General features: G+C 50.6%; 9 protein-coding genes. 3 read left to right on the forward strand and 6 right to left on the reverse strand.

Annotated features, from left to right (window positions below):
• Nucleotides 1-306: 306 nt before the first annotated feature.
• The 4 genes from E2I14_RS18375 to E2I14_RS18390 all read right to left on the reverse strand — a co-directional run bounded on the left by E2I14_RS18375 (nt 307) and on the right by E2I14_RS18390 (nt 4,618).
• Nucleotides 307-1,860 carry a S10 family peptidase gene (locus E2I14_RS18375; RefSeq protein ID WP_133331265.1) on the reverse strand — a complete coding sequence of 518 codons (1,554 nt, stop codon included), beginning with the start codon at nt 1,858-1,860 and terminating at the stop codon, nt 307-309.
• A gap of 378 nt (nt 1,861-2,238) precedes the next feature.
• Entirely contained in the window at nt 2,239-3,498 is a 1,260-nt protein-coding gene (locus tag E2I14_RS18380) for a YbfB/YjiJ family MFS transporter (protein ID WP_133331267.1), read from the reverse strand.
• The gene (locus tag E2I14_RS18385) at nt 3,488-3,691 is read right to left on the reverse strand and encodes a 2-hydroxymuconate tautomerase family protein (protein ID WP_133331269.1); all 204 of its coding nucleotides are present in this window, start codon (nt 3,689-3,691) and stop codon (nt 3,488-3,490) included. The genes E2I14_RS18380 and E2I14_RS18385 overlap by 11 nt, the downstream gene beginning before the upstream one ends.
• Before the next feature lie 9 nt (nt 3,692-3,700).
• Entirely contained in the window at nt 3,701-4,618 is a 918-nt protein-coding gene (locus E2I14_RS18390) for a DMT family transporter (protein ID WP_206105682.1), read from the reverse strand.
• Nucleotides 4,619-4,907: 289 nt separating this feature from the next.
• On the opposite strand from E2I14_RS18390, the gene E2I14_RS18395 reads away from it, so the two are divergent.
• The 3 genes from E2I14_RS18395 to E2I14_RS18405 are packed head-to-tail and all read left to right on the forward strand — an operon-like array spanning nt 4,908 to nt 10,847.
• Nucleotides 4,908-8,123 carry an efflux RND transporter permease subunit gene (locus E2I14_RS18395; RefSeq protein WP_133331273.1) on the forward strand — a complete coding sequence of 1,072 codons (3,216 nt, stop codon included), beginning with the start codon at nt 4,908-4,910 and terminating at the stop codon, nt 8,121-8,123.
• Between the two features lies 1 nt (nt 8,124).
• Complete coding sequence (locus E2I14_RS18400; RefSeq protein ID WP_133331274.1) at nt 8,125-9,363, forward strand: efflux RND transporter periplasmic adaptor subunit; 1,239 nt, start codon at nt 8,125-8,127, stop codon at nt 9,361-9,363.
• Nucleotides 9,360-10,847, forward strand: coding sequence for an efflux transporter outer membrane subunit (locus E2I14_RS18405; RefSeq protein ID WP_133331276.1), 1,488 nt, complete (start codon nt 9,360-9,362; stop codon nt 10,845-10,847). Before E2I14_RS18400 ends, E2I14_RS18405 begins: the two co-directional genes overlap by 4 nt.
• 5 nt (nt 10,848-10,852) lie before the next feature.
• Here the strand turns inward: E2I14_RS18405 and E2I14_RS18410 are convergent, their stop codons facing one another.
• Both E2I14_RS18410 and E2I14_RS18415 read right to left on the reverse strand, forming a co-directional pair.
• Nucleotides 10,853-11,344 (reverse strand): methylated-DNA--[protein]-cysteine S-methyltransferase, encoded by a 492-nt coding sequence (locus tag E2I14_RS18410; RefSeq protein ID WP_133331278.1) that lies wholly within the window; start codon nt 11,342-11,344, stop codon nt 10,853-10,855.
• 32 nt (nt 11,345-11,376) lie between these two features.
• A complete protein-coding gene (locus E2I14_RS18415; protein WP_133331280.1) occupies nt 11,377-12,930 on the reverse strand; it encodes a DNA-3-methyladenine glycosylase 2 family protein in 1,554 nt (517 codons plus the stop codon).
• Nucleotides 12,931-13,029: the final 99 nt, after the last annotated feature.

Below are 13,029 nucleotides of genomic sequence, written 5' to 3' on the forward strand. Positions count from 1 at the left end.
CAAACAGATGATTCATGGCGTCAGAACCGGACAGACGCACGGGGATTAGGGCGGATGGATCGTTGATTTGTGGGATGGCTGGGCTGTGGATGGAGAGGGTGCGGGTGGGATGCGGCATGGAGGTTCCAGTGTTAAAGAAAGATGGAAGCAATGAAAATAACACAAGATTATTTTTTTATAAATATTAAATACTATTTTGGACAATGAGAACTTGTTCGACAGCACATTCGTAAAAATCCGTTGCGCAAAAAAAATCCGGTGCGTACTTGCACCGGATTTCACTGAAACGACGTTACCGCAATCGATTTACTTGCTATTACTATCCACAAAATCCGCCAAGGTCTTTTTAAACTTAGGTTGCGAACCCGGATGGATGTACATCATGTGTCCCGCTTCGTAATGTTCAATCGTGATATTGCCGCGAATATTGGCAGGAATATCCAAATGATCCACCACAAAATCTACCGTGCCATATGGACAAGCTAGATCAAAATAGCCAGAATCGATTAACACTTTCATCTTGGGGTTGAGTGACATCGCATAGGCTAAATCAACGGCGGTGTTTGGGGCTGGCACTTTCATGCCGCCGCTGTCTGGCTGCACGTGGCGATCATCCCAGTTCATGCCGACTTCGCCGCTCGATAATTGGTATTCGCGGTCGGATTCTACTTTTAATTCTTGGCGGTAGTAGGAATTGAATGCTGCAACTAAGCCCGGTGCAATGGCTGATCCGAACGGATCGTACACGGTAGTTTCAGACAAGCCATTAATGTTGGGGCCTTGATAGCGTGAATCGATACGACCAATGGCAATGCCTTTGTCGCGCATTAATTCTTGTAAGAAGTGACCTTCGTCCATACGCAAATTGGCTTTATCCCAGTAGCTCGCTTTTACGCCGGTGTATTTCTCTAAACCCGCCAAAACTTGCGCACGCTCTTCTGCGCTGGCGTGCACACCTTTAAATAACACGGGCGCATACACGTCGCGCGCAAAGGCTTCGACTTCACGTAAGAAAGGTTGCAGTTCCGCTGGACGATAGGCCAAGGCGTTGTGATACCAAGCGGTGGAGGCGAAGGTGGTTAAGAAATTGACATAAGGTGTGTCGATTTTGATGCCGGCATTGCCGCTTGCGAAATCGAGGTAAGGCGAGACCAAAATAATCCCATTAAGCGCCATGTTGTAATGGGTCAGCAATTCATACGATACGCCGCCGGTGCGCATGCCGCCGTAGCTTTCGCCTAAAACAAACTTGGGTGAAGCCCAGCGGTTATTTTGCGAAACGTATTGCACGATGAAGCTTGATACCGATTTGATGTCTTGATCGACGCCCCAAAAGTCTTTGCCTTCGCCTTTACCAATCGGACGGGAAAAGCCGGTGCCAATCGGATCGATCATTACTAAATCGGCGTGATCGACAATGCTGAATTCGTTATCGACGGTGTTAAAAGGGCCGCGTGAATTGACATCTAAATCCTTCAACACCGCGCGCTTGGGTCCCATAATTCCCATGTGCAGCCACGCGGATGATGAGCCCGGGCCGCCGTTATAGGCGAACATGATGGGGCGATTCTTTTGCTCGCCGCCGTCTTTGACGTAGGCGGTGAATCCGAACAGAGCGATCGGCTCATCTTTATTATTTTTGATCAGCATCGTGCCTGCTGTGGCGGTGTAGGCTAGGGATTTGCCGTCGATGGTGATTTGGTGTTTGGAGGTGAAGACTTTGGCTTCCGGCGTTTTGTCTTCTTTTTTATCTTGGGTGGTGGAGCTTGTTGAGGTTGTTTCGGCGCTGTAGCTTAAACCTGATAGGCCGAGGCATAGCAAGGTTAGGGTCAGCTTGTAGGCTAGGGATTTTTTGGTCATTTTAGGTCTCGAGTTTTGGGATTGTTGGAGTTGAGCCTTGATACAAAAATGCTGGAGAATTGTAGCATTTGTTGCATGAAGGTAATGGGGACGGTTAGATATTATTTTTTTGAGGAGGGGAGTTTGATACTCATAGTTCAAGATAGCCCTGAATTCCTGCGGGGCGGGGGTGTTTTTGTTATGCCAACACCGTTATTCAGAGTGAGAGTATGTCCATAGAATTGCCCGCTGCACCTCAACCAACCCTACTTTCTACTCCATGTATTTACCCAATTGTTGAGCTGAAATAGAGTGGGGTAAGTTATTAGTAATGAAGATAAATCTCAGCGCGTATTTGGTCAAAAACCTGGCTGAGCAAACCGCTTTGGCTAAGCCCATTTACTTTGGATTGCGCTTACTCTGCCTAACCAATGTCGCAAACAACAAGGCCCCAATCGCCAACGCTCCCGCAGCCACCCACAGCGATGCATTAAACGAGCCGGTTAATACCACGAGATAGGTGGCAATCGGTGGGCCGCTGATTTGGCCAATCCCGTAGATCGCAGTCAATAAGCCCATTAAGCGGCTGGCGGATTCGCCTCTTAGGCGGCGGGCGTCGCGCATGGCGAAGAATACGATAGCGCTAAAAGGCAGGCCGACAAGAATGCTGCTTAATAAGAAACCGGCTACGTTAGGAAGAATGATGACGCCTATTACGCCTGCTGCTTGAACAATGTAACAGAGCAACAGCATTAATCGGTTATCGATGTGCATCGGGACGCGCACGGTCAAGGCCGAGCCGATGGCGATGCTTAGTCCTAAGATAGGCCAGAACAACGCTGGCCAGATGGAATTTGGCAGCGTCACGCGCGCCATGACTGGTAAAAATGTGGCGGTAATGATGTAGCCCAGACCTGCAAGGCCGTAGCCTATGATTAGCCAGCGGGTTTGGTGGGCTTGTTCTTTTGCGGGCAGCTGCGCTGCTACTAAGGGAGCTGCAATTGAGTGAGATGGATTGTTTGCTTGATCGACCGATTCGATATTGTCGAAGCGGATGGGTTTGTTGGTGAAGGTGGACCAGATTAATGCGCTTCCGATCAGACCCATCGCGGTGAAAACTAGCCAGCCGCTATGCGCTGACCAGTTGGCAATGACCATAAAGCTTACCGGAATGCCGGTAACCAAAATACCCAATCCCGGGCCGGTATAAATCATGCCGCCCAAAGTCGGTGAGCCGAGTTGATTTAAACGCTGCATGCACCAGCCCGAGGTAAACACAAATACCAAGGCGCTGGCAATGCCGGCCATGGTTCGGAAAAAAATCAGCAGCCAAAGATTGGATGAAAAGCCCATGCCTGCCGTAAGCAGTACAGTGAGCGCCAAACCGGTACGAATGTAGTTCGCCGCATTGCCACGCAATGTCATACAAAGCAGCGCGCCTAAAAAATAGCCCACGTAATTTGCCGTCGCCAGCCAACCGCCTTCGGTCAGCGTGACGACTTTGTCGTGCAACATCATCGGCAACAAAGGCGAAAAAGCGAAGCGCCCGATACCGAGTGCGACACCCAGTGCGACCACGCCGCTGAGCGCCACCTTCCACGCTTGGCCGCGATTGTAGGTGCTGTGTTGCTGCTGATGTGTAGCTGGTTTATCGACCATCGCGCCGACGCACCGTCACGCTCTCGCCACCTATGCCCCAATTATCGGTATCGACCTCGTCGATCACGACCACAGTGGTTTGCGGATTTTTGCCTAAAACGTCCACCAGCAATTGTGTTACACCTTTAATTAAAGCGGCTTTTTGTTCCGCAGTGGCGCCTTCGCGCGTGATTTTGAAATTAACGTAGGGCATGGCTATCCTTTATTTGCTTAACGATTGGGCGGCAACAGCAGGTTTAAATTGAGGCGGCTTTAAGACTAACCATAAAGCGATGGCGATTAAGAATCCGCCGGTCAAATGAGCTAAGGTCAATTGTTCCTTTAAAAATATCGCCCCCCACAACACGCCAAACGGTGGGATTAAAAAAGTAACGGTGAGCGATTTCACAGGACCAATGTCGGCAATTAGTCGGAAATACATAATATAGGCTAAGGAGGTGCACACAAAGCCCAATCCAGCGACTGCGAGCCAAACTCCCGTTGAGCCCCAAGTCGCTGGCGGCGCGGCACTGACATTGACGGCAAAGACCGGAACCAATAAACCGACCGCACCTAGTTGACTGCCAAGCGCGACCAATTTGCTATCCAATCCGCCTTTATCCGAAATCCAGCGCTTAGTTAAAAAGCCAGCTAAGCCATAACAACTCGTGGCAACCAAGCAAGCCAGTGCGCCGAGCAAAACGTTGGTGTCCAATGCCACCGGCCCGGTGCGCGTTAATACCGCCACGCCAGCCAAGCCAAAAACGACTCCCAACGCTTTAAAGAGGTTTAGTTTTTCTGAGAAAAATAGGGCGCCGATCAGTATCCCCATCAACGGCGTCGTGGCATTAAAAATCGCCGAATAACCTGCCGGTAACACTTGCGCCGCAAAGCTGTACATCACCACCGGAATGCCGCTGCTAAACACACCGAGCAGCAACAGCGAGCGTAATTTGCCGTGGAAATTAAACTGAGTACGCATGGCCAGCAAGATCACGATTAAGCCGACCGAGGCGAACACAACCCGCACAAAGGAACTGGGAATCGGGCCAAGCACGGGCACGATAATTCGCATGAAAAGAAAGCTGGCGCCCCAAATGGCGGCGAGGCTAATGAGGCGGATAAAGTCGGAGGTTTTCAAGACAACTTTCGATTTGAGGTAGGAAAAGGGGCTTTTTGAAGCACGAAGAGCCATATTTTGACAGCTTTCGCCCTTTTTCGCGCGACCAAGCGCGGTTATTCGCGTTTTTCGAATTACTTTATCTGTTTATCGTATTGAAATCGGGGTTTTACGCGCTTTTAGTCCGATTTATAGCCCAAAACAGCGCTGTTGTTACAAGCCGTTTCGAAGCGCTGGGCACGGCCATATTTCCTTTCAGATATAATTGCCGCCAGTCATTTTTGGCATTCAGAGCGGAAAAAAATAGAACATGTGGATCGTAAATATTGCTCTCCGGCGTCCTTACACTTTTATCGTAATGGCGCTACTCATCTTGTTATCCACGCCCTTGGTATTGACCAAAATGGCGACGGATATTTTTCCTGACATTAATATTCCCGTTATCAGTATTGTTTGGAACTACGGCGGTTTGTCTGCACAAGAAATAGGGCAGCGCATTACCGGTCCGAACGAGCGCGTATTGACCACGACAGTAAACGATATCGAACACATCGAATCGACCTCGCTGTCGGGTATCGCTGTCATTAAAGTCTTCTTCCAACCTAACGCCAATATTCAGACCGCGATTGCTCAAGTGGTTGCGATTGAGCAGGCGCAGTTACGTCAATTGCCGCCGGGGATTACCCCGCCCTTGGTGATTAAATATTCGGCTTCCAGTATTCCGGTCATTCAGCTTGGATTATCGAGCGCAACCATGACCGAGCAAGCCTTAAGCGACACTGCGCTGAATTTTTTGCGTCCACAATTGGTAACGGTTCCGGGCGCAGCGATTCCAAATCCCTACGGCGGAAAAATGCGCGTGGTTTCGGTCGATTTGGATACCAATGCGCTGCTAGCAAAGGGGTTGACGCCGACTGATGTGGTCAATGCCGTGAGCGCCCAAAACTTGGTGCTGCCATCGGGCACAGTCAAGATGGGATTGACCGAATATAACGTGGCCATGAACGGTTCACCCGACACGATTGCTGGCTTGAACAACGTGCCAGTGCTCGCCAAAAACGGGACCTCTACGAATTTGTCCGAAGTCGCCCACGTGCGCGATGGCTTTTCAACCCAAACCAATATCGTGCGCCAGAACGGTGAGCGCGGTGTGTTGGTCTCGGTGCTCAAAAACGGGAATGCCTCGACCTTGGATGTGGTGAATAAACTGCGCGAAATTTTACCCAACGCCTTGCAAAGTTTGCCTAAAGAATTAGTCGTTAAGCCCTTGTTTGATCAATCGGTGTTTGTGCGCGCCGCGATTACCGGCGTGATTCACGAAGCCTTGATTGCCGCCTGTTTAACTGCTGCGATGATTCTGCTGTTTTTGGGTAACTGGCGCAGCACCTGCATTATTGCGGTGTCGATTCCTTTGTCGATTTTGTCCTCGATTCTGGCGCTGTACGCATTTGGTGAAACGATCAATATCATGACCTTGGGCGGCTTGGCCTTGGCGGTCGGTATTTTGGTCGATGATGCCACGGTGACGATAGAAAACATTGAGCGCCATTTGCATTTGGGTTCCGATTTGCACACCGCGATTTTGGACGGCGCGGGTGAAATCGCCGTGCCCGCCTTGGTATCAACTTTGTGTATTTGTATCGTGTTTGTGCCGATGTTCTTCTTGACCGGCGTGGCGCGTTATTTATTTGTTCCGTTGGCGGAAGCTGTAGTCTTTGCGATGTTGGCATCTTATGTGCTGTCGCGTACTTTGGTCCCAACCATGGTGATGTTGATGATGGATCATGCGCCGGCTGATTCGAATGCTAAGCCTAGTTTGTTGCAAAGGGTTTATCGCCGCTTCGATGCCGCGTTTGAGAAGTTCCGCGGTGGTTACGTGATTATTTTGGCGAAGCTCATTACGCACCGTAAATTGTTCGGTAGCGCGTTTTTAGGCTTCTGCTTGCTGTCGCTGGGATTGGTGTTTTTCTTGGGACGCGACTTTTTCCCTAGCGTTGATTCCGGACAAATTCGTTTGCACATGCGCACACCAACAGGCACACGAATTGAACAAACCGCGCGCGTGGCCGATGAAGTTGAAAAAGTTATCCGCGAAATCATCCCCGCAAGCGAGTTAGAAACGGTGTTGGATAATCTCGGTTTGCCTTATAGCGGTATTAATCTCTCTTACAGCAATGCCGGAACGATTGGCACGATGGATGGTGAAATTTTGCTGTCACTCAGCGAACATCATCAACCAAGCGCAAAATACATCGATATTTTGCGTCGTGAATTGCCGCAACGTTTTCCGGGTGTGGAATTTTTCTTCCAGCCCGCCGACATCGTTACCCAGATTTTGAACTTTGGTTTGCCAGCCGCAATGGACGTGCAAATTTCTGGAAATGATTTAGCCGCTAATTACAAAATCGCCAGCAAGCTCATGAAGGAAGTCAAACAGATTCGCGGCGCCGTGGACGTGCACATTCACCAGCGCTTAAATCTGCCAACGTTGTCCTTGAACATGGATAGGGATCAAATCAAGCAACTCGGTTTGAATCCATCGGATGTATCGCAAAACGTGTTGATGTCGTTAGCCGGAAGCACCACCACTGCGCCAGCCTTTTGGTTAAATCCAAGCAACGGCGTGGTGTACGGCATCACCATTCAAACACCGCAATATCAAGTGGGCGATATGGATGCCTTGTTATCGACTCCAGTAAAACCAGCCAACGATCCAAACGCCAAACCGCAACTATTAAGCAATTTGGTTTCGGTTAAACCTGCTGAACAAATGGCGGGGGTAAATCATTACAACATCGCGCCTATCATTGATTTGTACGTCAGCGTGGAAGGCAAAGACCTAGGTGCCGTTGCAGCACAGGTGGAAAAATTAATGGCACAAGTTGAGCCTACTTTGCCACGTGGTACACACATCGTCATGCGCGGACAGGTGGAGACGATGAAGTCTTCCTTCTTCGGTTTAGGTGTGGGTTTGGCGATGGCCATTGTGCTGGTGTATTTGCTCATTGTGGTCAATTTCCAATCCTGGGTTGATCCCTTCATCATCATTACCGCTTTGCCCGCGGCCTTGGCTGGTATTGTTTGGATGCTGTTCTTAACCGGAACACATTTGAGCGTACCCGCCTTGACCGGCGCGATTATGACCATGGGTGTGGCAACGGCCAATAGTATTTTGATGGTCTCGTTTGCGCGCCAACGTTTATTGGATGGATTGCCTGCTTTGTCGGCCGCCTTAGAAGCTGGCGCGACGCGGATTCGTCCGGTGGTGATGACGGCTTTGGCGATGATTATCGGGATGATTCCAATGGCGATTGGGTTTGGTGAAGGGGCCGAGCAAAATGCGCCTTTGGGTCGCGCTGTGATCGGTGGATTGTTGTTCGCGACGATTTCCACCTTATTCTTCGTGCCTATCGTTTTTGCTGGAATTCATCGCCGCTTAGAAAAGCGTAAAGAGCACAAAAAACATACATCAGCCCAGCCCGCGCTGGCAGCCAACGTAGAAAAAACACCAGAAGGAAATAGTTAACATGTCTGAAAATCATCACGATAAATTGGGGCTGCACAAGGACTTAAGTCACGGCCCACGCGAGCATGTAGCGCATGCGGTGATTTTAAAGCGCGCCAAATTATGGAGCGCTGTCGCCCTTGTGTTGTTGCTCGTTGGCGCTGGCGCGACCGTTGCCACCCGCGTTCTGCATGCCGAACAGTTAGCCAAAGCGACCGAGCAAAATTCGCGCGTGTTTGTGTCGGTTATTCATGCTCAAAGCAGCGCCAATGCTGGAAGCGTTACGCTGCCGAGTTCCTTGCAAGGTTTGATCGAAGCACCGATTTTTGCGCGCAGCACAGGCTATGTCGTGCGCTGGAACAAAGACATTGGCAGTAGCGTAGCCAAAGGTGAAGTGCTGGCCGAAATCGATACGCCCGAAGTGGATAAAGAATTGGCTCAGGCTGTTGCGGCCAAAGAGCAAGCCGCATCCAGTTTGGAGCTAGCCAAGAGTTCAGCGCAACGTTGGGAAGAATTGCGTAAAAAAGATGCAGTGACCCAACAAGAGCTGGATGAACGCCGCAGCGCCTACACCCAAGCGACGGCTAATTTTGAAGCGGCGAATGCCAACGTGGGCCGCTTGAAAAAATTAGAAGGCTTTAAAAACATCGTTGCGCCATTTTCTGGTGTGGTAACCCGCCGCAATGTGGAAGTCGGTGATTTGATCGGTGCGGGCAGCACGGGCACCGCCTTGTTCACCATGGCGCAAGTTGATCCGCTGCGTTTGTATGTGTACGTGCCGCAAGCATTTTCTCAGCAAATTAAAGTAGGCGAAACGGTCTCAATTTCGCAAACAGAATTAGCGGATCACGTTTTCCAAGGAAAAATCGTGCGTACCGCGGGCGCAATCGACGTAGCAACACGCACGTTGCAGGTCGAAATTCGCGTTCCCAATGCCGATAAAAAGCTCATGGCTGGTTCGTTTGTTCAAGTTAAATTGCCGGTAAGCGGCTCCACCAACGCCCTGCAAGTACCGTCCAATGTATTGCTGTTCCGCGCCGATGGCACGCAAATCGCCGTGGTGGACGAGGCCGGTAAAGTTAAATTACACACCGTCAAAGTCGGTCGCGACTTAGGGAAAGTGGTAGAAATTTTGAGCGGCATTAATGCCACCGACAATCTGATTTTGAATCCACCGGATTCTTTGTCCGATAACGACGTTGTGACGGTGAAAAAGCCCGAGCCTAAAAAAGAAACTGAAGCAGGGAAAGCGCATTCATGATCAAGCTAAGTCGCCTACAGTTCTACTCAGCCAATGCCTTGCTGCTGAGTTGGTTAGCGGGCTGCGCGGTCGGCCCCGACTATAAAAAAGTGGAATTAACGCTGCCCGCGAATTGGGATGCGCAGGCCCAAGGTAAGACTTTTCAAACCGCTACGCCTAACGATGGGAGTTTGAAGGGCAATTGGTGGGAGATGTTTGGCGATGCCCAATTGAACGTCTTGGAGCAGCAAGCCTTGACGCACAACCAGAGTTTAGTCGTCGCGGCAGAGCATTTAAAGCAAGCTCGATTACAGCTCTCAGTCGCTTCTGCTGTTCAACTGCCTAGTTTGGCGTTGACTGCGGGCGATGCTCGCACAAAAACTTCTGCTGACCGACCCGTGGCGGCCTATGGAAGTCAAAATCAATCGACCGTGCAATCTAACCCGCAAGTCGGTTTTGCCGTGAACTATGAAGCCGATTTGTTTGGTCGCGTGCGGCGCGTCGTTGAGAGCGCAACTGCCGCGCAAGCCCAAGCTGAGGCCGACTTTGAAAATGCTCGCTTAGTGGTACTGTCCGAATTGGCCACGGATTATTTCAAACTCCGTGAGCTCGATGCGGAAATTGACTTGGTTCAAAAAAGCGTGGTGTTGCAACAAAAAGCCTTGGATTTTATTCAGGTTCGCCACGATTTAAACGCGGCTAACGGTTTGGATTTAGCACAGCAACAAGCCCTGTTGGATAGCAGCAAAACGCAATTAATCCTGCTACAAAATCAACGTGCTGCCGCTCAGAATGCCTTGTCCACCTTAAGCGGTAAAGCTGCGCCAGAATTTACGTTGGCGGCACAGGTGAACGTATTTAATGTGCCCGCTTTCCCAGTTGGTGTGCCTTCGGATGTGTTGCAACGTCGCCCCGATGTCGCTTCGGCAGAGCGCGCGATGGCGGTAGCTAATGCCAATATTGGCGTGGCCCGCGCTGCCTATTATCCGTCGCTAATGCTGTCGGCTAATGGCGGGTGGAATAGCACGGAGTTCTCTAATTTATTTAATGCGCCCAGTATTCTGTGGTCACTCGGTGCTAGCTTGACGCAAACCTTATTTGATAACGGTAAAACCAACGCCACCGTTGGTATCGCCGAATCGGGCTACCAATCGACATTGGCAAATTACCGTCAAACCGTTTTAGTCGCGATGCAGGAAGTGCAAACCGGCGTGGATGCATCAACGCTGTTGGATGCGGCGAATAAACAAGCGCAATCGGCTGTGAAGAGTTCCGCCCGCGCATTTGAACTCGCCAACGATCGCTACAATGGCGGATTGGATATCTATTTAAATGTGATCACGGCGCAGCAAGCTTTATTGGCCAGCCAACGGCAAGCTATTCAAATTCAAGGTCAGCAAATGACGAATGCGGTGTATCTAGTCAAAGCACTTGGCGGCGGTTGGAATGGTTTGCAAAGCAAGGCAGAGACTGGAAAAACTGTGAGCACAGTTTCTGCCAATTGAGCGAGTTAAAGAACGCCTTCAAGCCGTAGTAAATATTTTTTTCTATCCAATCCTCCGTCATAGCCCGTCAACGCGCCGTTGCTGCCGATCACTCGGTGGCAGGGGACGATGATCGATATTGGATTCTTCCCAATGGCACCGCCAACGGCTCTGACTGCCAATGGTTTATTAATCGAGTTAGCATGCGCGCCATACGTGCTGGTTTGGCCGAATTCGATGTTTAATAGTGCGCGCCAAACCGATTGTTGAAATGCCGTTCCATGCACCGCCAAATCGAGCTGCACATCAAACCCATCGCGCTTGCCAGCAAAGTATTCCGATAATTCCTTAGCAGCCTTAACTAAGTGCGGATTGTGGTCATCTCTGGGCCAATCCTTGATTCCTTTAAAACTGCGCTGATCAAAAAAATACGCACCGCACAACCCATCCTTGGTTCCGGCTAGGGTCATTTCACCGAGCGGCGAAACATATTGGGTGTAGCTGATTGACTTGGTCATGGCTTTCCTCAAAGCGTAGAGAGCTTTTTAAATTAGGGGTTGTGGCTCAACGATTGCCACAGGAGCAGGGCCGCATAACCGCGCCACGGCGACCATTTCTCGGCCTCGAGTTGCAGTTGCGTGGCGCTGACTTTTTCTTGACCTAGTTGCTTTGCAAGTGCTTTTTGCAAACCTAAATCGCCTGATGGAAAAGCATCAGGAAAACGCAAAGCGCGTAGGGCGATGTAATGTGCCGTCCAATCGCCTATGCCGCGCACTGTTTTGAGCTGCTCCACTGCTTGTTGTAGGCCGATTCCTGGAGCTAAGTCCAAGCCACCATCGGCGGCAAATTTAGCGAAGGCCAACACCGTTTCTGCCCGCGCAGTGGTCAACCCGATCTGGGTTAATTCAGTGACTTTGTTTTGCGCTAATTGCGCGGCGCGCGGGAAGTAATGCGTAATATCTTGGCGTGCAGAATCTGGAATAAAACCGTCAGAAATCGGCGTGCCAAAACCTCGGGCTAACCGCCCCGAAATCGTGGTCGCTGCGGCCACACTAATCTGTTGACCCAAAATCGCACGAATGGCGAGTTCAAAAGAATCAAATGCTCCCGGCACTCGCAGTCCCGGTGTGGCGCTGCATTGTGGTGCTAACAGCGGATTGAGTTTTAAATGCGATTCAATCACATTGGGATTGGCATCAAGATCAAATTGCTGGCGAATCTTGTCCAGCAAAATCATCAAAATCGGTGCTAATTGACTGGCAACTTGGACTTCAATTTGCTGCTCTTTCTGCAAATGGGCGGCACGATACCAGCCGATTAACTCTTGATCGCCATGCGACAAATTTACGCTGCGGAGATAAAACCGTTGCGGCCCCGATCCTTGAATACATTCAACACCGGCGATGAGTCGCCCAGTTAAATAATTCAACATCTCATCCCAAGCAAACGGCGCGCGATACGCAAGGCGCAGCGTGATGGCGTCGGCGCTTTGGTTGTTTAGGTTGGTGCGATTGCTTGTGTTGCGCCGAATGCGGCTAGGAGCAATGCCGTAGCGCTCCAAAAACAAGGCATTGAAGCGCCGCACACTGCCAAAGCCTGCGGCATAGGCCAAATCAATCATTGGCAAATCAGTTTCTTGCAGCAGCTTTTTGGCGAACAGCAGCCGCGCAGTTTGTGCTAGTTCGACGGGAGATACGCCAAAATGGGTTTGCATCAAACGCTGCAATTGGCGCGTTGATAAGCCCACATGATCGGCTAACTGCTGCATGTTTCCGCCAAAGTTTAATGCGCCAGAAGCGATTCGATGCCAGATCGCGTGGGCTAAATTTTGTTGAAGGGCGTAGGGCGCTAATTCGGGGCGGCAGCGCAAACACGGCCTAAACCCCGCGGCTTCGGCAGCGCTCGCATTCGGGAAAAAATGGCAGGAGTGCGCGCGCGGCGTTTTAACTCGGCAGACCGGGCGGCAGTAAATTCCGGTGGTAGCCACACCGACAAAAAATTCGCCGTCAAACCGACTGTCTTTCGCGGACAAAGCGCGATAACAGGTTGCATGATCAAGACCATGAATCGGGCTGTGTTGGGCAGGGAGGAAAATTTTTTGCATGCGCCATTAAATCGTAGCGCAATGTTGCTGTCTAGCCGTTTTCAGACATGACTAGGGCAGCGCTTGGCGCGCTAACGTGCAGTGCGATGGCATTGAGCT

This window comes from Sapientia aquatica (assembly GCF_004358105.1).
GTDB lineage: Bacteria > Pseudomonadota > Gammaproteobacteria > Burkholderiales > Burkholderiaceae_D > Solimicrobium > Solimicrobium aquaticum.

Excerpts from the sequence above, each read along its gene's own strand:
- E2I14_RS18375 (WP_133331265.1), bottom strand. The coding sequence starts at position 1,860 with ATGACCAAAAAATCCCTAGCCTACAAGCTGACCCTAACCTTGCTATGC.
- E2I14_RS18380 (WP_133331267.1), bottom strand. The coding sequence starts at position 3,498 with ATGGTCGATAAACCAGCTACACATCAGCAGCAACACAGCACCTACAAT.
- E2I14_RS18385 (WP_133331269.1), bottom strand. The coding sequence starts at position 3,691 with ATGCCCTACGTTAATTTCAAAATCACGCGCGAAGGCGCCACTGCGGAA.
- E2I14_RS18395 (WP_133331273.1), top strand. The coding sequence starts at position 4,908 with ATGTGGATCGTAAATATTGCTCTCCGGCGTCCTTACACTTTTATCGTA.
- E2I14_RS18400 (WP_133331274.1), top strand. The coding sequence starts at position 8,125 with ATGTCTGAAAATCATCACGATAAATTGGGGCTGCACAAGGACTTAAGT.
- E2I14_RS18405 (WP_133331276.1), top strand. The coding sequence starts at position 9,360 with ATGATCAAGCTAAGTCGCCTACAGTTCTACTCAGCCAATGCCTTGCTG.
- E2I14_RS18410 (WP_133331278.1), bottom strand. The coding sequence starts at position 11,344 with ATGACCAAGTCAATCAGCTACACCCAATATGTTTCGCCGCTCGGTGAA.
- E2I14_RS18415 (WP_133331280.1), bottom strand. The coding sequence starts at position 12,930 with ATGCAAAAAATTTTCCTCCCTGCCCAACACAGCCCGATTCATGGTCTT.